13 protein-coding genes are annotated in these 19,126 nt (G+C 60.8%); 2 read left to right on the top strand and 11 right to left on the bottom strand.

The window, feature by feature from the left end:
- Nucleotides 1-4: 4 nt before the first annotated feature.
- From AAEZ09_RS03020 to glnE, 11 genes are all read right to left on the bottom strand, one after another.
- A complete protein-coding gene (locus tag AAEZ09_RS03020; protein WP_045061882.1) occupies nt 5-901 on the bottom strand; it encodes an antimicrobial resistance protein Mig-14 in 897 nt (298 codons plus the stop codon).
- Entirely contained in the window at nt 901-2,031 is a 1,131-nt protein-coding gene (locus tag AAEZ09_RS03015) for a glycosyltransferase (protein WP_045061883.1), read from the bottom strand. Before AAEZ09_RS03015 ends, AAEZ09_RS03020 begins: the two co-directional genes overlap by 1 nt.
- Nucleotides 2,015-3,772, bottom strand: a complete 1,758-nt coding sequence (locus AAEZ09_RS03010; protein ID WP_045061884.1) for a carbamoyltransferase family protein — start codon at nt 3,770-3,772, stop codon at nt 2,015-2,017. Before AAEZ09_RS03010 ends, AAEZ09_RS03015 begins: the two co-directional genes overlap by 17 nt.
- A 252-nt stretch (nt 3,773-4,024) precedes the next feature.
- Nucleotides 4,025-5,473 carry a lipopolysaccharide kinase InaA family protein gene (locus AAEZ09_RS03005; RefSeq protein ID WP_350598086.1) on the bottom strand — a complete coding sequence of 483 codons (1,449 nt, stop codon included), beginning with the start codon at nt 5,471-5,473 and terminating at the stop codon, nt 4,025-4,027.
- Entirely contained in the window at nt 5,473-6,225 is a 753-nt protein-coding gene (locus AAEZ09_RS03000; RefSeq protein WP_045061886.1) for a lipopolysaccharide kinase InaA family protein, read from the bottom strand. The genes AAEZ09_RS03005 and AAEZ09_RS03000 overlap by 1 nt, the downstream gene beginning before the upstream one ends.
- Nucleotides 6,222-6,956, bottom strand: a complete 735-nt coding sequence (locus AAEZ09_RS02995; protein WP_045061887.1) for a lipopolysaccharide kinase InaA family protein — start codon at nt 6,954-6,956, stop codon at nt 6,222-6,224. The genes AAEZ09_RS03000 and AAEZ09_RS02995 overlap by 4 nt, the downstream gene beginning before the upstream one ends.
- Nucleotides 6,956-7,762, bottom strand: coding sequence for a lipopolysaccharide core heptose(I) kinase RfaP (gene rfaP / locus AAEZ09_RS02990; protein WP_205892028.1), 807 nt, complete (start codon nt 7,760-7,762; stop codon nt 6,956-6,958). Before rfaP ends, AAEZ09_RS02995 begins: the two co-directional genes overlap by 1 nt.
- Entirely contained in the window at nt 7,759-8,883 is a 1,125-nt protein-coding gene (locus tag AAEZ09_RS02985) for a glycosyltransferase family 4 protein (protein WP_350598083.1), read from the bottom strand. Before AAEZ09_RS02985 ends, rfaP begins: the two co-directional genes overlap by 4 nt.
- Nucleotides 8,883-9,944, bottom strand: a complete 1,062-nt coding sequence (gene waaC, locus AAEZ09_RS02980) for a lipopolysaccharide heptosyltransferase I (RefSeq protein WP_350598081.1) — start codon at nt 9,942-9,944, stop codon at nt 8,883-8,885. The genes AAEZ09_RS02985 and waaC overlap by 1 nt, the downstream gene beginning before the upstream one ends.
- Before the next feature lies 1 nt (nt 9,945).
- Entirely contained in the window at nt 9,946-10,980 is a 1,035-nt protein-coding gene (waaF, locus tag AAEZ09_RS02975) for a lipopolysaccharide heptosyltransferase II (protein WP_045061891.1), read from the bottom strand.
- Nucleotides 10,981-11,030: 50 nt separating this feature from the next.
- Nucleotides 11,031-13,970 carry a bifunctional [glutamate--ammonia ligase]-adenylyl-L-tyrosine phosphorylase/[glutamate--ammonia-ligase] adenylyltransferase gene (glnE, locus tag AAEZ09_RS02970; protein ID WP_205892030.1) on the bottom strand — a complete coding sequence of 980 codons (2,940 nt, stop codon included), beginning with the start codon at nt 13,968-13,970 and terminating at the stop codon, nt 11,031-11,033.
- Nucleotides 13,971-14,354: 384 nt separating this feature from the next.
- Between glnE and aceE the strand changes: the two genes are divergently transcribed.
- Nucleotides 14,355-17,000 carry a pyruvate dehydrogenase (acetyl-transferring), homodimeric type gene (gene aceE / locus AAEZ09_RS02965; protein ID WP_350598079.1) on the top strand — a complete coding sequence of 882 codons (2,646 nt, stop codon included), beginning with the start codon at nt 14,355-14,357 and terminating at the stop codon, nt 16,998-17,000.
- Between the two features lie 11 nt (nt 17,001-17,011).
- The gene (gene aceF / locus AAEZ09_RS02960; RefSeq protein ID WP_350598077.1) at nt 17,012-18,979 is read left to right on the top strand and encodes a dihydrolipoyllysine-residue acetyltransferase; all 1,968 of its coding nucleotides are present in this window, start codon (nt 17,012-17,014) and stop codon (nt 18,977-18,979) included.
- Nucleotides 18,980-19,126: the final 147 nt, after the last annotated feature.

The raw sequence follows: 19,126 nt of genomic DNA, 5'->3' as shown, positions 1-19,126 counted from the left end.
TGATTCATACAGTGAATACCGGGACAGGGTTACACCAGCGATCCTTGTATTCCCGATCGGCTCGCCCGAAAGAGAATCGCAAGGGCTTGTCCAGCGCCCGGGCATGCTCCCAGGCACTTTGCGTATTGAGGAAACTCAGCACGCTGCCGGGACTGAATTCGCGGGTTTCAGGATCGACGCCACCGTTGATGTACTCGACGCTGATCCATTGCGGCGCTTCAACCCGGTAGACCAGTTGAATCGCGATCGGCGCATCATTGAGGAAAATGACCGAGCCAATCAGCAACTCACGCAACAGCTCGATGACCTCTGCCATGCGTTCGGCACCTGTGGCCGGGAAACCCCATCTGCGCTGGAACAGATCGCAGTAGATCGCTGCCAGTTCGCCGCTGGAAAACTCGGTGACTGGTCGCACGACGCCGCCGGCCTCTTCCAGAAGACGCAATTCACGGCGCTGGTTATAGCGGAACTTCTTCGACAATTCTTCAGGGGTGCGGGCCATGGCCAATTGCTCGGCTTGCAGCCTGATACCGGTGAACCTTCCTTCGCTCATCGCGCACAGGTAGCGTGCACGATGGCGCAGCGGCGCCTGGGCATCGGCGGCGGCCGGCAGGATCAGTTCTGCATTGCCCAGGTCGAACAGGCCTTTTTTACCCCGTCGCTTGAGCACATCCTTGGACAGCGCCAGGTCGCGACCCCAGGTCGGGATAGCAGCCTTGATTTCACCTTGCTGTTCCCATGCCAGATAACGCACCGGGATATCGGCCATGTGTGCCAGGCGTTCAACGACCATCGGATGGGTGGCGACACTGCCGCCATAACGGTGCCAGGCATCGGCATAGGTCGCGGCATCGATTACTGCCCAGCCACGTTCGCGCCAGCCTTGAAGTCGGTTGAGCATCAGCCCCTCTTTGCCAGTTCGGTAACACGCGGCAAACGCCAGAAAGCGTCACCCACCGCGCGATCGGAGAAGCGTTCGCGCAAGCGATCAGTCATCAGTTCCGCGCATTGGCGGCGCTGGTGATCGTCCATCGCGGCCAGGTGCTGCAGCCCTTGGGCCAGATGCTCGGCATCACCCAGGGGGAACAGGATACCGACACCTTCGACCACTTCCCTGGCGCCGCCCGCTGCAGTGGCGAGCAGCGGCACGCCGGCGGCCATGGCTTCAAGCAGCACCATGCCGAACGGCTCATGATCGGAACTCAGGGCAAACACATCGAAAGCACGGAAATAACGACGAGCCTCGGGCACCTGGCCCAGGAACAGTACCCGGTCACCGACTCCCAACTCGCGGGCGAGCGCCTTGAGGTCCTGCTCCAGGCGACCGGTACCGAGGATCACCATCTGGCTGTTCACCGGCAAGCCAGGCAAAGCCTTGGCAAAACCGTGCAACAAGGTGGCCTGGTCCTTGTCGGGATGCAGGCGCCCGACGTTACCGACGATCCACGCATCCATCGCCAGGCCAAGGGTCTCCCGGGCTACCTGCCGCGACAGCTGGCTGTCTTGCAATGCCTGCACGTCGATGCGGTTGTAGAGCGTCTGGATTCGGGAATCCGGCCATTTCGGCAGGCATTTGCGCATATCGTCGCGCACGGCATCGGACACCCCGAGCAGGCTCAGGCGCTTGCGAAAAATATGCGCAAAAAGTTTGCGGGTGCCGCGCTTGTAATCGCCAAAGGCATGGTGCACGCCAATCACCGGCAACGAGGTACCGAGCAAGGCGATATAGATCGGTTTGAAGCGGTGGGCGATGCAGAAGCTGAAGTTGCGCGACGCGGCGATCTTGCGCAGATCCCGGATCGCGCCCAACTTCAGGCCACGAATGGACTTTGAACTGTACTCCATGAATAACACTTCATCGGAAGCACAGCCCGCAGCGACTTCGGCATCGGCCGCCCCGGTAAGAAACACCGTGGTCACCCGATAACCGGTCCCCGCGAACAGGCTGGCGTACTGCCGGGCGCAGTCCAGAAACGGCCCGTCATAGCCGTGACAGAACTGCAGCACATGGCGTTCAGCCGAGCGTGTCATATGCGTCAGCGCCCTCTTTGACCACCAGAATGTCTTCCATGATCAGATACTGCAGGTCGGAACCGAAGAACATGTTCAAGGCGTCGGTCGGTGAGCAAATCATCGGCTCGCCACGACGGTTGAGCGAGGTGTTGAGCGAAACACCGTTGCCGGTCAGCACTTCCAGCGCCTTCATCATGTCGTAGTAACGCGGGTTGTATTCGCGCTTGAGCACTTGGGCCCGGGAAGTGCCGTCTTCGTGGACGACTTCCGGCACGCGGGTCTTCCACTCTTCAGCCACTTCAAAGGTGAAGGTCATGAACGGCGCCGGGTGATCGATCTTGATCATCTGCGGTGCAACGGTGTCGAGCATCGACGGGCAGAAAGGCCTCCAGCGCTCGCGGAACTTGATCTGGTGGTTGATGCGGTCAGCAACGCCAGTGGCACTCGGGCAGCCAATGATCGAACGACCGCCCAACGCACGCGGGCCGAATTCCATCCGCCCCTGGAACCAGGCAACCGGATTGCCATCGACCATGATCCTGGCGATATTTTCCGGCATGTTCTCGAGCTTGCGCCACACCGGCTTGCTCGGGTGACGGGCGCATGCTGCCAGCACGTCTTCGTTGGTGTAGGACGGGCCGAGGTAGACGTGTTCCATCTTCTCGACTGGCACACCACGGGCGTGCGACACATAAGCCGCGGCACCGACTGCGGTACCGGCGTCGCCCGATGCAGGCTGGACGAACAGTTCCTTGACGTCGTCGCGGGCGATAATCTTCTGGTTCAGCTTGACGTTCAACGCACAGCCGCCAGCAAAGGCCAGCTTGCCGGTTTCCTTGAGCACGTCGCCCAGATAATGGTCGATCATCTGCAGCGCCAGCTTCTCGAACAGCGCCTGCATGCTCGCGGCGTAGTGGATGTAAGGCTCGTCGGCAATGTCGCCTTCGCGCTTTGGACCCAGCCACTCGATGAGTTTCGGCGAGAAGTAGAAACCTTTGCCTTTCTCTTTGTAGCGGCGCAGGCCAATCACGTTGGCGTAATCGGTGTTGATCACCAACTCACCGTTCTCGAAGGACGCCAGGCGGGAAAAGTCATATTTGCTGGCATCGCCATAAGGCGCCATGCCCATGACCTTGAACTCACCGTCGAGCATCTCGAACCCGAGGAACTCGGTGATCGCGCCATACAGGCCGCCCAGGGAGTCAGGATCGAAGAACTCCTTGATCTTGTGGATCTTGCCGTTCTCGCCATAACCGAAGAAGGTCGTAGCGTACTCACCCTTGCCGTCGATCCCCAGGATCGCGGTTTTCTCCTTGAAACCGGAGCAGTGGTAGGCGCTGGAGGCGTGGGCCAGGTGATGCTCGACCGGCTCGATCTTGATTTTTTTCGGATCGAAGCCCAGTTGTTCGAGGCACCAGACAATTTTGTTGCGATAACGCTTGTAGCGACGGTTGCCCATCAGGATCGCATCAAGTGCACGATCCGGGGCGTACCAGTAACGCTTGGCGTAGTGCCAGCGAGCCTCGCCGAACAGGCTGATCGGGGCGAACGGAATCGCGACTACATCGACGTCGGACGGCTTGATGCCCGCCTGTTCGAGGCAGAACTTCGCCGATTCGTAGGGCATGCGGTTCTTTGCATGTTTATCGCGCACAAAGCGCTCTTCCTCAGCCGCCGCGACCAGCTTGCCGTCGATGTACAAGGCTGCGGAAGGATCATGGCTAAGGGCGCCGGACAGGCCAAGAATCGTCAATGCCACAGGGGTCTAGCCTCTTTAGTCTGCATGCAGGCGCAATGCGCCTCAAAAAATTGATGTGCCCTCGCAAGCGGCGAGAGACAGCTAAAGGGCGGGATTATAGCGTAAACAAGGCGGGAATGACCCAGCGCTTATTTGACTTGGACGATCAAGATCAAAAGATCGCAGCCTTCGGCAGCTCCTACCTCTGGGCGCGAAGGCGAGACCGGCACAATCCCCGTAGGAGCTGCCGCAGGCTTCGATCTTCGCGCCCTATCAGACGCGGGAGATGTCTTTGGGCAAACGCTGATCGATGATTTGGTAGAGGGCGCTGCTCTCTGGCCAATTGCGCATGAATCGCGCCCGATCCCGCGCATAGGCCGGGGCGAAGCTGCCTGGCGAACCGTGCTGGCACATGGAGTCCAGGTCGATCAATGCCCAGCGATCATGATGCCAGAACAGGTTATGGCCTTTGAAATCGCCATGACTGATGCGCTCGCTGATCAGTTCGGCGAACAGATGATCCAGCGCCAGCAGCTCGGCCTCGGGGGCGTCCCCGCTATCTACATAGGGGGCAAAACGTTCGATGATATCCGGACCTGGAAGGTACTCGGTGACCAGATACGCCCGACTGCGCAGCCAGAAAAAACGCTTCTCCAGCAAGGCCAGCGGCTTGGGCGTAGCAATGCCCAGGAAGGCCAGGCGATTGCCTTCGCGCCACGAATGCCAGGCACGACTTGGGCGCCAGAAACGCTTCAACCAATGGGCGAACCCCTTGATGTTGTAGCGCTTGATAACCAGCGTCCTACCTTCTACCTCCACTTTTCCTACACTCGCCGCGCCACCGGTCTTGTACAGATGGCCTCGATCAAGTAACTCGTCCGCCTGCTCCAGCACTGGCAGCATCGCCGCCTCTTCCTCGCGCCGAATAGCCCTCAAGGCAAACGCCCCGCGCTGGACGCTGAAGAGCGTGCACTCGCGCCCAACCTTGATCAGGAAGTCCTTGAGGCGCCAGGCGCGAACCTTGTTGATCTGCTTCTGCAATGCCTCCATGGGTAAGGCATGCTCGCCATTGCTCAACAGGTAATACACCAGCAGCTCTTCGGTGAAAGGCTCGAGGGATTTGGGCAGTTGGGCGAAAAAAACCCCGAGATTTTCCAGTACTTTCTGCCGCGACAGTGGCTGCCCCGGCGTTTCGGCGCAGATTCCCGCGCCATCAATCAAATACAGACGGCCGCGCTGGCGCAACAGGTTGTCCAGGTGCAGATCTTCCTGCCACAAGCCTTTGCGGTGCATCTGGCCGATCGCCCCCAGCGCAGCTGCCAGGACGGCCGACTGCTCGTCCGCGAGCATTGGCAAACTCTCGACCTGCTTCCACGCATCGCCCAGGCTCTCGGCGCCCTCGAGAAAATCGAACAGCAGCCAGCCGCCCTCGCCTTCCTTCAAGCCATCGGCCAGCAGCAACGGGGTGGTCAAGCCTTGATCGGCGAGCAAGCGCACGCCATTGAGTTCGCGCTGGAAGTGCCGCGACGCTTTAGCGCCGACCAGTAACTTGGCCAGCACCGGACGGCCGCGCCAAACGCCAGCACCGACGTATCGCTGCCCAGGCAGCACGCGCAGCAAGCTCAGCAACTGCAAGTTGGCAGGACCGGCGGCATCGGCCAGTGAAATGCTCAATGGCAGGCCCGGGTTACGCCCTGCATGCTTCAGTTCGGACAAACGCATCAGCGCGCCTCCTTGTAACCGCGCCGCGCACCCAGGCGCTGCAGCCAGCTGTCGATCAGTGAACTGGCCACTGGCTGATCCAGGTAAACCGCCAGCAACTCACGCACTTGTGCGTCGTTCCACTGCGGCGCACGACGCAGCAGAGGCTCGAGATCCTTCACCCGGTCGCGCTGCCCCAGCAGCAACGGCCGGGTCTTTTCCAGGTCAATCAGCTGGGCTTGATAGCCGCTGGCGGTGGCTTGCAGGAAAATGTGCTTGGGATAAAAACAGCCGTGAACCTGGCGTGCACCGTGCAGGCGCCGAGCCAGTTGACCACAGGCTGTAATGATCGCCGAATGTTCCACCTCGCCGAGTTGCGACCAGCGCTGCAACAGCGAGTCGAGGTCATCCCAACCATCCAGCGCACGAGTCAGCAGAATCGCCCGCACTTCGCCCTTGACCTTGCGCTCACCAAAGAACGCCGCTTTCAACGCCGGAATGCCCAGGCTTTCATAGCGACTGATATTGCGAAACTCCCGGGCGAAACTCGGTTCGCCAAAAGGCGCATGCAACGTACGCATTTGGTAATTGCACTGCCGCTTGAGGTAGTAGCCATGACCTTCCAGGTCCAGGCGAAACACGCTGCTCCAGCCACCGCGTGCGGTGTTCGGTTCGTCCACCGCTTCCAGCTGCCTGGCCCACAGCGCTTCGAAGGTGCCCAGACCATGGCGTTCAAGTAAAGCGCGGTCCTCAGCAGCGAGATAATCAGTCATTCGCGACCCTCGAAAAATCTGACAACGTGACGAATGCGCTTCTTGTCCGCCTCATTCAGGCGATCACGTTGGCGGTACTGCAAGTAGAACCGCAGGCGCTGAGTGGCCGACAGCTGGTACTTGGCGACCTTGTCCAGGCACGCCAGGTCTTTGGTGATTCGATACTTGAGCCAAAAGCCGCGCCAGAAGTCGCCGTTCGGGCAATCGATCAGGAACAGCCGGGCCTGATCGTCAATCAACAGGTTTCGCCACTTCAGGTCGTTGTGGGTGAACCGATGGTCGTGCATGGTCCGGGTATAGCCGGCCAACTGCCGGCTCACAACATCGACCCAGGCACGGTCATGGAGTTTCGGATCATGGCGCTCGGCCAGTGCCGACAAGTCTTCGGTGCGCGGCAGTTCCCGGGTGATCATTGCACCTCGATCATAGGCTGCCCCCCGCCGCTCCAGGCCCCACGCCACGACTTCGGCGGTGGGAATACCCCATTTGGCGAACCGTTTAAGGTTCTGCCATTCGGCCTTGACCCGTGGTTTGCCCAGGTAACGACGCAGGCCCTTGCCGGCGCCAACGTAACGCTTGACGTAGTAATTGACGCCGTTGCGTTCGACGCGGATGACTTCGGACAGCGGATCGCGGGTCAGGCGCTCGCCCTGAAGCGCAAACACTGCATCAAGAGTTCCGAAATCTTCTGCCAGCTCGCTGTACGCAGGCTCCAGCTTCCAACCCGACATCAGAGCGCATCTCCGTACCGCTGTTTACGATCGTAGAGTTTGTTCGCCTTGCCTTCGAGCCAGGCGAGCAAGGTTGCTTCCTGGCCCAGGACCTGCCGCAGCGGCTGCTGGAAGTAACCTTTGAGGAAGCGCAACTTGTCGCGACGGGTCAGGCCAATGTCCAGCGCCGAAAAGTACAGCGCGGCCAGGTCCTTGTTGCGCCAGCGCTGAGTGATTGCCGGGCGGGTCTGGGCCCGGTGCAGATCGATCACCGAAAGCTTGAAATCGTCAGCCTTTACCGGCTTGTCGGTGTGCAGCAGGAAATGGCAAATGTAGCAGTCGCGGTGGTTGACGCCGGCGCGGTGCATCATGCCGGTCATGCGCGCCACTTCGGCGATCAGCGCCCGCTTGAGTGTCGGTTCCGGTGGGTTCTTGACCCAATCGATACTGTAGTCTTCGAGGCTGACGGTAGGCGCCAGCTCTTCGGTGACAATGAACGAGTGCTGGTCGGCCGGGTTGCTGCCTTTTTCCCCGTAAGCCACCGCCGTCATGCTCGGCACCCCCACTTCCTTGAGGCGCTGGATGGCCTTCCACTCCTGGCCGGCGCCGAGCACCGGCAGCTTGGCGGTGAGCAGGTTCTTGAAGATCTCGCCCCAGCCAATGCCACGGTGGATTTTCACGAAAAAACCGTGGCCGTCCACTTCAGTGCGCAAGGTGCGGCGCGCCTCAAGCTCGCGATAAACCTCGCCCTCGAGGCGCTCGACTTCGGTAAACGGGTCGCGTCCAGCCCAAAGGCTCTTGAACGGTTCAGCCAACATCAATTTCATTTCGCCTGCTCCGCCAGAATCACGTCGGCCGCGTGCTGCGGCATGCTGTAGAGGTCGGCCGTGTCGGCGAAGGCCAGACCGTTGCGGCTCCAGGCCGCACGCGCCTGAGCGTCGTTCAGCATGTCGGCCAGGTAGTGGGTCAGTTGCGCCTGATCGAAAGGTTCGTCCAGCACCCGCCCTGCGTCCGCCTCGACGATGTAATGGGCGTAACCGCAGACCGCGCTCACCAGCACCGGCAGGCCAGCGACCAGGGCTTCAAGCAGAACGGTCCCGGTATTTTCGTTATAGGCCGGGTGGATCAACAGGTCAGCACCCAGCAGGAACCGCGGAATATCGCTGCGCCCCTTGAGGAAGGTCACGTTATCGCCGAGGCCCAATGTCGCACTCTGCATCTGGAATATCTTGGGGTCGTCCTGGCCAATTACAAACAGCCGGGTACGTTTTTTCAGATCGACAGGCAGTCCGGCCAGCGCCTTGAGGCTACGATCGACGCCCTTGGTCTTGAACCCGGAGCCGATCTGCACCAACAGCAGCTCATCGTCCTGCAAGTTGAACTCACGGCGGAATTCAGCCCGGATCTCGTCGGCATTTGCCGGTGCGCGACGATCCTGGGAAATGCCCGGCGGCAGCAGATGAAAGCGCTCCAACGCGGTGCCGTAATGCTTGATGAAAAGCGGTTGCTGGACTTCAGAAATCATCAGGACTTCGGTCTTGGCGTCCTTGGCGAACACGGCGCGCTCGTACTCGGCGAAGTGGCGGTAGCGACCCCAGCGACGGTAGAGCGAGTTGCGCAGGTTCTGCGCCTTGTCTTCAAAGCAACCATCGGCGGCGTAGTAGACGTCCAGGCCGGGCATCTTGTTGAAGCCGATCAGACGATCCACAGGACGCCTGGCCAGATCCGCGGCCATCCACTCGCTGAGTTTTTCGTTGCGACGATGATTGAAGAACGCCTTGACCGGTGCTACCAGCACCTCAAAGCCCGGCGGAATATCGCCTTCCCAGATCAGCGTATAGACGCGGATCTGGTGGCCACGCTGCTGGCATTCCAGGGCGATGCGCATGAAGTCGCGCTGCAGGCCCCCGAATGGAAAATATTTGTACAAGACGAATGCCAATTGCATCAGCGCAGCTCCTCAGCCAGTAACAACGTGCTCAGTCGGATCGCGACACGCTCGGGATTCAAACGCGTGAAGCACAGCGGCCACTCGCGTTTCAGGTCAAACCGGCTGGCATCTTCGGCCGTCGGTTGATAGGTGCATTTCTTTTGCAGGCAGGGTGCGCAGGGGAAGTCGCTGGCGATGTGAATCTGCGACTTTCCGTAAGCGCCAGTCAGGCCCGGGTTGGTCGGGCCGAACAGAGACAATGTCGGGACGTCCAGTGCTGCTGCCAGATGGCCAAGACCGGTATCCACCGCCACACAGGCCTGCGCCCCGGCCAACACTTTGCCAACGCCCGCCAGGTTCAGCTTGGGCAGGACTTCAACGTGGCGCATGTCCTTGGCGATGCGCTCGGCGCGCGCTTTTTCGGCCGGGTTGCCCCAAGCCAGCTTCACGCCGACACCCAGGTAGCCAACGCGCTCGGCCAGCTCTCGCCAATAGGCCTCGGGCCAGTGCTTGGTGTCCCAGGTGGTGCCGTGCAGGAACAAAACGTAGGGATTCTTGCGCGGCAGCTCGACCAGACGTTCGACGTTCAGGCCATAGTCACTCAGACCCTTGGGCAAGTCGTAGCCCAGGGCGATGGCGAACAATTGGCGTACTCGCTCCACGGCATGCTGGCCGCGGGCAACTGCCAGGCGCCGATCATAGAAACGTGCCGCGATCGGCTCTCGTGCCGAACCTTTATCGAGGCCTGCCACCGGCGCCTTGACATAACGAGTCAGCAAGGCACTTTTCAACAGGCCCTGGGCATCGATCACCAGATCATATTTTGTCGCGCGAATGCTTTGCTTGAAGCGCTTCCACTCGCCGCTCCTGATGGTCTGCCAGATGTTTTTGCGCCAGCGACGAATCGCGACCGGAATCACCTTGCCCACCGCCGGATGCCAGGTCGGGATCTCCGCGAAGCCCTCTTCCACCACCCAGTCGAATTGAATGCCGGGAATCGCCCGGGCCGCGTCCGTCAGCGCCGGCAACGCATGGATCACGTCACCGAGCGAAGACGTCTTGATCAACAGGACCCGCAAATTATTTGACCTCGACTACAGTGCCCTGCAACCGCTGCAAGGCTTCGTTCACCGCTTGCGGCATAAGCTGGCGCAGGCAGTTGTAATGACCGAAACGGCACGTACGGTCAAAGCAGGGGCTGCATTCGATGCCCAGGCGGACAATTTCGACGTGCTCGGCCAGGGGTGGTGTGAACCCTGGCGAGGTGGAGCCATACACGGCCACCAGCGGTCGGTTCAACGCAGCGGCCACGTGCATCAAGCCGGAATCGTTGGACACCACCGAGTCGGCACAGGACAGCAAATCGATGGCCTCGGCCAGGGACGTCCCGCCGCTGAGGTTCACCGACTCTTCACGCAAGCCCGGGATCAGACGGGCGCGGATGTCCTCGCCTACGGAGTGATCGTTTTTCGAACCGAACAGCCACACCTGCCAACCCTCGCGAATCCTGGCTTCGGCAACCTGGGCGTAATGCTCGGACGGCCAGCGCTTGGATTCGCCGAACTCGGCACCCGGGCACAGCGCCAGCACCGGACGGTCCAGGGTCAGGCCGAACTTGGCCAGCGCCGCTTCCCGGGACACCGGGTCGATCTGCAGCGTCGGGCGTGGATAAGGTTTTGGCAGCTCGACGCCAGGCTCGAAGGCCAGGGCCATGAACCGCTCGATCATCAGCGGATAACGTTCCTTATCCAGCGTGCGTACGTCATTGAGCAAGCCGTAGCGGAATTCGCCGCGCCAGCCGGTGCGTTTCGCGATGCCGGCAAAGAACGGCACCAGCGCCGACTTCAACGAGTTGGGCAGCAGGATCGCCTGGTCGTACTGGCCAGCCAGGGATTTTCCGATGCGCCGCCGTGTAGCCAATTCCAAGGCGCCGTGGCCGAGCGGAAAGCTCAAGGCCTGACGGACTTCGGGCATGCGCTCCAGGATCGGCCGGCTCCACTCGGGGGCCAGGACGTCGATTTCGCATTGCGGGTGGCGTTGCTTGAGACACTGAAAGAGTGTCTGCGCCATCACCATGTCACCGACCCAACTGGGCCCAACGATCAGAATTTTCATGTGGTTTCCAAAAACGAACCGGGGAGGCCTACGCCTCCCCGCCTCGTGAATCAGCTTAGCCCCAGCTCACGCCAGATCCGCGATACCTGCCGTCGTTCGTCCACGAACTGATCGCCCGGTATTACTCCTGCATCCTTCTGCAAAGCCTGCCGGTGGGCGGCGGAGCGGTAGGCTTTATAGGCCTCGCGCAACAGGCTGGCATCTGCGGCAGGCATCAAGCCTTCCTCTTCCAGCCCTTCCAGAATACGGATGTTGTCGGTCCAGCGTAGCAATGACGGGTGCGTCTGCGACCACGCCAGGGCCGCGTATTGCACCATAAATTCAATATCGACGATACCTCCGGCGTCCTGCTTGAGATCGAACGGCGCCGTGGCCTCGAAGGCATTTGCCGCCGTGCCGGCCGCCGTACTCTTGCTGCCAAGATTATCGCGCATCTTCGCACGCATCTCGCTGACCTCCTGGCGCAAGGTTGGCAAGTCCCTGGCCTTGCCCAGCACCGTGGCTCGCACCTTCTCAAATGCCTGACCGACGTCCTGGCTACCTACCAGCACCCGCGCCCGCACCAATGCCTGGTGTTCCCAGGTCCAGGCTTCGTTTTCCTGATAGCGCGAAAACGCGCCAAGCGAACTCACCAGCAACCCCGAGGCACCGGACGGTCGCAGGCGCATATCCACTTCATAGAGCTGGCCGGAGTTGGTCTGGGTCGTAAGCAAGTGAATGATGCGCTGCCCCAGCCGGGTGAAAAATTGCGCGCCATCGATGGATTTCGCCCCGTCGGTTTCCGCCTGCGGGTCGCCGTCATGAATAAACACCAGGTCCAGGTCCGAACCATGCCCGAGCTCCAGCCCGCCGACTTTGCCATAACCGACAATGATGAACCCGGGATCGCACAAGGTACCGTCGGTGCGCAGCGGAGTGCCATATTTGGCCACCGTCTGCCGCCAGGCCAGGGCCAGCACTTGCTCCAGAATGGCCTCGGCCAGCCAGGTCAGGTAGTCGCTGACCTTCATCAGCGGCAGGCTGCCGGCAATTTCCGATGCAGCCACCCGCAACCGGTGAGCCAGCTTGAAATGCCGCAGGGCTTCCATCTGCTGCTCAAGATCGTCCTCGGGAATGCGCGTCAGGCGCTCGCGCAATTCCGCCGCCAGCTCTGGCGCCAGGGGTGGTTTGAACAAGCGACCTTCATTGAGCAGCTCGTCGAGCAGCAGCGGAAACCGCGTGATCTGCTCGGCAATCCACGGGCTCGCGGCACACAAAGTCAACAGCCGACGCAGCGCCCCGGGGTTTTCGGTCAACAACACCAGGTAGGCCGAACGACGGGCGACAGCCTCCACCAAGGGCAGCACCCGCTCCAGGACCAGGTCCGGGTTGGCATGCTCCACCGCCTGGGCCAGCAACCGTGGAATAAAGGCATCAAGCCGCTCCCGACCGAGACGCTGCATGGCACGCAACTGCGGGCTGCCGCGCAAACTGGCGAGTGCCTTCAGGGCCTTGGTCGCATCAGCAAACCCGCCCTCCTCCAGCTGCCGACAGGCGGCCTCTTCATCCTGGGCTTCCTCCCACAGCGGCAACCATTCCCCGCCGACCACCACTTCGCTTTCGGTGCCTTCCTCTTCGTCCGGGTCGGCAATGACCTGGCCGAAGTGCCAGGCCACCCGATTGCGCCAGTACATCAATTGTTCATGGAACGCGGGCCAGTCGGCAAAACCCAGCATAAAGGCAATACGCGCCTGATCCTGCGCGCCATCGGGCAACATCTGGGTCTGGCGGTCGGCAATCGCCTGTATCGCATGTTCGGTGTACCGCAGGAACTCGTAACCTTCACGCAGTTCGCTGACCACGGCCGGCGGCAGGTAGCCCTGGCCTTCAAGAGTGCTCAGCACCTTCAACAGGGGACGCTGCTGCAGGCTCAAGTCCCGGCCGCCGTGGATCAGCTGGAAGGCCTGGGCGATAAACTCCACTTCACGGATCCCACCGGAGCCGAGCTTGATATTGTCAGCCATGCCCTTGCGCCGCACTTCCTGCTGGATCAGCTGCTTCATCGTGCGCAGCGCTTCGATAGCCGAAAAGTCCAGGTAGCGCCGGTAGACGAACGGGCGCAGCATCTCCTGCAGTTGCGCACCGGCGACTTGATCACCCGCCACCACCCGCGACTTGATCATGGCGTAGCGCTCCCAGTCGCGGCCCTGATCCTGGTAATACTGCTCCAGCGCGTTGAAGCTCAGCACCAATGCACCCGCCGAACCGTATGGCCGCAGGCGCATGTCGACGCGGAAGACAAAACCGTCGACCGTCATCGGGTCCAGCGCCTTGATCAGGCGCTGACCCAACCGAATGAAGAACTCCTGGTTATCCAGCGAGCGTTTGACGCCCACTGTTTCGCCGCCCTCGGGATAGGCGAAGATCAGGTCGATGTCCGAAGACAGGTTCAGCTCCACCGCACCGAGCTTTCCCATGCCAAGGATGACCATCTGCTGCGGCTCGCCACTGCGCCGCCCCGTGGGCACGCCGAACTGCTGGCAATGGCGTGCGTACAGCCATTGATAAGCCTGGTCGATGCTGGCGTCGGCCATGTCCGAAAGATCGCGACAGGTCTGCACCAGATCGGCCTGGCGCGTCAGGTCACGCCAGATGATTCGTACCTGATGCCGGGTGCGCTGGCGGCGCAAGGCTCGCCCGAGTTCGTCGTCGGTCTCGGCCTGGTTCACCGCTGCGGCAATCTGCGCGCACAACTCACCCGGGGCAAAGTTACGGTCCAGCTCCCCGGACCGCACCAGCTCCAGCAGCATCGACGGGTCACGCACCGACTGTTCAATCACAAAGTCGCTGGCGGCGCTCACCCGGGCAAATTGTGCCCATCGCTCGGGAGGCCATGCCGACAGACCATGATCATCCTCCAGCGCCTCGACGCCAGCACGGAACGACTGCTCGGCACGGGTGACCAATGGCAGGAGAATGGCGGGCAGTTCAGCAAGCGAAGGGAGGCTCATGGTCTATCCTTGATCGGCGTGGAACGGGCTGCATGTAGTGATTTTCGAAAAGGCACTACCTGATCGACTGTCGAACAAAGGTTAGAAATAGCTAAAATTGTTTTAATGTTGGCAGCGATCATCAAGCTTTCACCTTTTTCGGTTGGCAAAAGACCAACCTTAACGATTATTCTCACAACGCAGCCAGAGGCCACAAGCCGCTCATCTGTAGTTTTACTACTCGTATATACATGCGGAATGCTGAAATGCTCGATGATTTGTAGTAAAACTACACGCCGCCGGAACCTACCTCTCGGCAATCCAAGAATTTATATCGTCTGCCCACAAGGCCAGTCGCAAACTCAGGCAACCGATTCTGGAAGCCTTTCCGCCCTGGAGCAAGCCATGCAAGACCTCGATCCCGTCGAAACCCAGGAATGGCTGGACGCCCTGGAATCGGTTCTCGACAAAGAAGGCGAAGACCGTGCCCACTATCTGATGACCCGTATGGGCGAACTTGCAACCCGCAGCGGTTCGCAGTTGCCTTACGCCATCACCACGCCATACCGCAACACCATTCCCGTCACCCACGAAGCACGCATGCCTGGCGACCTGTTCATGGAACGCCGCATTCGCTCGTTGGTACGCTGGAACGCGATGGCAATGGTAATGCGTACGAATTTGAAAGATTCGGACCTGGGCGGACACATCTCCAGCTTCGCTTCCAGTGCGACTCTGTACGACATCGGCTTCAACTACTTTTTCCAGGCCCCGACCGACGAACACGGCGGCGACCTGATCTACTTCCAGGGCCACACCTCGCCAGGCGTTTACGCCCGTGCGTTCATGGAAGGCCGCATCACCGAAGACCAGATGAACAATTTCCGCCAGGAAGTGGACGGCCAGGGCCTGTCGTCCTACCCGCACCCTTGGCTGATGCCTGATTTCTGGCAGTTCCCGACTGTATCCATGGGTCTGGGCCCGATCCAGGCGATCTACCAGGCGCGTTTCATGAAGTACCTGGAAGCTCGTGGCTTTATTCCGGAAGGCAAGCAGAAAGTCTGGTGCTTCCTGGGCGACGGCGAGTGCGACGAGCCGGAATCCCTGGGCGCGATCTCGCTGGCTGGCCGCGAGAAGCTCGACAACCTGATCTTCGTCATCAACTGCAACCTGCAGCGCCTCGACGGCCCGGTTCGCGGCAACGGCAAGATCATCCAGGAACTCGAAGGCGTGTTCCGTGGTGCCCAGTGGAACGTGACCAAAGTCATTTGGGGCCGTTTCTGGGACCCGCTGCTGGCCAAGGACGTCGACGGTATCCTGCAACGTCGCATGGACGAAGTCATCGACGGCGAGTACCAGAACTACAAAGCCAAAGACGGCGCGTTCGTACGTGAACACTTCTTCAACTCGCCAGAACTCAAGGCGATGGTTGCTGATCTGTCCGACGACGAGATCTGGAAACTCAACCGTGGCGGCCACGATCCGTACAAGGTCTACGCGGCGTACCACGAAGCGGTCAACCACAAAGAACAGCCTACCGTCATCCTGGCCAAGACCATCAAGGGTTACGGCACCGGTGCTGGCGAAGCGAAGAACACTGCGCACAACACCAAGAAAGTCGATGTCGACAGCCTGAAGTTGTTCCGCGACCGCTTCGACATCCCGGTCAAGGACGAAGAACTGGAAAACCTGCCGTTCTTCAAACCAGAGCCAAACAGCGCCGAAGCCCGCTACCTGAGCGAGCGCCGCACTGCATTGGGCGGCTTCGTGCCACAGCGTCGCGCCAACAGCTTCAGCGTGCCGACCCCGTCGCTCGATACACTCAAGGCCATCCTCGACGGCTCGGGCGACCGTGAAATCTCCACCACCATGGCCTTCGTGCGGATCCTCGCGCAACTGGTCAAGGACAAGGAAATCGGCCCACGCATCGTTCCGATCATCCCGGACGAAGCCCGTACCTTCGGTATGGAAGGCATGTTCCGCCAATTGGGCATCTACTCCTCCGTCGGCCAGCTCTACGAGCCAGTCGATAAAGACCAGGTGATGTTCTACAAGGAAGACAAGAAGGGCCAGATCCTCGAAGAAGGCATCAACGAAGCGGGCGCCATGAGCTCCTTCATCGCTGCCGGTACTTCGTACTCCAGCCACAACCAGCCAATGTTGCCGTTCTACATCTTCTACTCGATGTTCGGCTTCCAGCGTATCGGCGACCTGGCCTGGGCTGCAGGCGACAGCCGTACCCGTGGCTTCCTGATCGGCGGCACCGCCGGGCGGACCACGCTGAACGGCGAAGGCCTGCAACACGAAGACGGTCACAGCCACATCCTGGCTGCCACCATCCCGAACTGCCGCACCTTTGATCCAACCTACGGCTACGAGCTGGCGGTGATCATCCAGGACGGCATGAAGAAGATGACCGAAGAGCAGCAGGACGTTTTCTACTACATCACCGTGATGAACGAGTCCTACCAGCAACCAGCCATGCCGGCTGGTGTCGAGGAAGGCATCATCAAGGGCATGTACCTGCTCGAAGAAGATACCCGCGAAGCGGCGCACCACGTTCAGCTGATGGGCTCCGGCACCATCCTGCGTGAAGTCCGTGAAGCAGCGAAGATCCTGCGTGAAGAGTTCAACATCGGCGCTGACGTCTGGAGCGTTACCAGCTTCAACGAACTGCGTCGCGATGGTCTGGCCGTAGAGCGCAGCAACCGCCTGCACCCGGGCCAGAAGCCGCAACTGAGCTACGTCGAGGAATGCCTGAACGGCCGTAAAGGTCCGGTCATCGCCTCTACCGACTACATGAAGCTGTTCGCTGAGCAAATCCGCCAATGGGTCCCGTCCAAGGAATTCAAAGTCCTGGGCACCGACGGTTTCGGCCGCAGTGACAGCCGCAAGAAGCTGCGTCACTTCTTCGAAGTCGATCGTCAATTCGTGGTGTTGGCAGCCCTGGAAGCATTGGCTGACCGTGGTGATATCGAACCTAAAGTGGTGGCTGAAGCCATCGCCAAGTTCGGCATCAACCCGGAAAAACGCAACCCACTGGACTGCTGAGGAGACACTCTGTGAGCGAACTCATTCGCGTACCTGACATCGGCAGCGGTGAAGGTGAAGTAATCGAACTATTTGTGAAGGTCGGCGACCGTATCGAAGCCGAACAGAGCATCCTGACGCTTGAGTCGGACAAGGCGAGCATGGAAGTTCCTGCTCCCAAGACCGGCATCGTCAAAAGCCTCAAGGTGAAGCTGGGCGACCGCCTGAAAGAAGGCGACGAACTGCTTGAGCTGGAAGTCGAGGGTGACGCTGCTGCGGCACCTGCGGCTGCCGCAGCGCCGGCGGCCAAGGCTGAAGAGAAACCGGCGGCAGCTCCTGCTGCAGCCGCTCCAGCTGCGGCGCCTGCTGCTGCCTCCGTACAGCAAGTGCATGTGCCGGACATCGGTTCGTCGGGCAAGGCCCAGATCATCGAGATCCAGGTCAAAGTCGGCGACACCGTCGAGGCTGATCAGTCGCTGATCACCCTGGAGTCCGACAAGGCGAGCATGGAAATCCCTTCGCCTGCCGCTGGCGTGGTCAAGAGCATCAGCGTCAAGCTCAATGACGAAGTGGGCACCGGCGACCTGATCCTGGATCTGGAAGTGGCAGGTGCTGCGGCGCCTGCTGCTGCCGCTCCGGCCCAGGCTGCTGCGCCTGCCGCCGCTGCTGCACCTGCTGCACCTGCTGCTGCCCCGGCCGCACCGGTTGCCGACAGTGTCCAGGACATTCATGTGCCGGACATTGGTTCGTCGGGCAAAGCCAAGATCATCGAAGTACTGGTCAAGGCCGGCGACACCGTCACCGCCGACCAGTCGCTGATCACCCTGGAATCCGACAAGGCAAGCATGGAAATCCCATCGCCTGCCGCCGGCGTGGTGGAAAGCATTTCCATCAAGCTGGATGACGAGGTTGGTACCGGCGACCTGATCCTCAAGCTCAAGGTCAAAGGCGCTGCGCCTGCTGCTGCCCCGGCAACCGCCGCTGCCGCACCGGCTCCTGCACCTGCGGCCGCCAAGGCTGACGCTGCTCCGGCTGCCACTGCGCCTGCCGCACCGGCTGTTGCCCCGGCCAAGCCGGGCGCCAAGGTTCACGCAGGCCCGGCTGTTCGCCAACTGGCCCGTGAATTCGGTGTCGAGCTGAACGCGGTCGGCGCCAGCGGTCCACACGGTCGCATCCTGAAAGAAGACGTTCAGGTTTACGTCAAAGCCATGATGCAGAAGGCCAAGGAAGCACCGGCCGCTGCTGGCGGCGCAACCGGTGGCGCGGGCATTCCACCGATTCCGGTCGTGGACTTCAGCCGCTTCGGTGAAACCGAAGAAGTGCCGATGACTCGCCTGATGCAGATCGGCGCTTCCAGCCTGCACCGCAGCTGGCTGAACATCCCGCACGTGACTCAGTTCGATTCGGCTGATATCACCGACCTGGAAGCGTTCCGTATCGCCCAGAAAGCCGTTGCAGAGAAAGCCGGCGTCAAGCTGACCATCCTGCCGCTGCTGCTCAAATCCTGCGCGCATCTGCTCAAGGAGCTGCCGGACTTCAACAGCTCGCTGGCGCCAAGCGGCAAGGCAATCATCCGCAAGAAGTACGTGAACATCGGCTTCGCGGTCGACACCCCTGAAGGCCTGCTGGTACCGGTCATCAAGAACGTTGACCAGAAGAGCCTGCTGCAGCTTGCCGCTGAAGCGGCTGCGCTGGCTGCCAAAGCCCGCGACAAGAAGCTCACCGCTGACGACATGCAAGGTGCCTGCTTCACCATTTCCAGCCTCGGGCACATTGGCGGTACCGGCTTCACGCCGATCGTCAACGCGCCGGAAGTGGCGATCCTCGGTGTCTCGAAGGCAACCATCCAGCCGGTCTGGGATGGCAAAGCCTTCCAGCCGAAACTGATGCTGCCACTGTCGCTGTCCTACGATCACCGTGTGATCAACGGCGCCGCTGCTGCACGCTTCACCAAGCGCCTGAGCGACCTGCTGGCCGATATCCGCACCATCCTGCTGTAACACCAACTGGCCCTCCCTCCCGGGAGGGCCAGTTGCGTTTCGCGTTTTCCGAGCGCCACGCTCGTACCTCAACCCCGCCAATTTGGCGGGGCTTTTTTTTGCCTGAATGTTTTAACCGCATTCCTGCAGCAGGGCAGAACAGGCAAC

The sequence above is a fragment of the Pseudomonas sp. 65/3-MNA-CIBAN-0223 genome, assembly GCF_040310425.1.
Taxonomy (GTDB): domain Bacteria; phylum Pseudomonadota; class Gammaproteobacteria; order Pseudomonadales; family Pseudomonadaceae; genus Aquipseudomonas; species Aquipseudomonas gregormendelii.
Note: the sequence above shows the minus strand (reverse complement) of the source record. Positions and strands in the feature narration are given on the sequence as shown.

Coding starts and splice junctions, on each gene's coding strand:
- waaF (WP_045061891.1), bottom strand. CDS start 10,980: ATGAAAATTCTGATCGTTGGGCCCAGTTGGGTCGGTGACATGGTGATG.
- glnE (WP_205892030.1), bottom strand. CDS start 13,970: ATGAGCCTCCCTTCGCTTGCTGAACTGCCCGCCATTCTCCTGCCATTG.
- AAEZ09_RS03020 (WP_045061882.1), bottom strand. CDS start 901: ATGCTCAACCGACTTCAAGGCTGGCGCGAACGTGGCTGGGCAGTAATC.
- AAEZ09_RS02995 (WP_045061887.1), bottom strand. CDS start 6,956: ATGTCGGGTTGGAAGCTGGAGCCTGCGTACAGCGAGCTGGCAGAAGAT.
- AAEZ09_RS03000 (WP_045061886.1), bottom strand. CDS start 6,225: ATGACTGATTATCTCGCTGCTGAGGACCGCGCTTTACTTGAACGCCAT.
- AAEZ09_RS03015 (WP_045061883.1), bottom strand. CDS start 2,031: ATGACACGCTCGGCTGAACGCCATGTGCTGCAGTTCTGTCACGGCTAT.
- AAEZ09_RS02985 (WP_350598083.1), bottom strand. CDS start 8,883: ATGCAATTGGCATTCGTCTTGTACAAATATTTTCCATTCGGGGGCCTG.
- rfaP (WP_205892028.1), bottom strand. CDS start 7,762: ATGAAATTGATGTTGGCTGAACCGTTCAAGAGCCTTTGGGCTGGACGC.
- AAEZ09_RS03005 (WP_350598086.1), bottom strand. CDS start 5,473: ATGCGTTTGTCCGAACTGAAGCATGCAGGGCGTAACCCGGGCCTGCCA.
- aceE (WP_350598079.1), top strand. CDS start 14,355: ATGCAAGACCTCGATCCCGTCGAAACCCAGGAATGGCTGGACGCCCTG.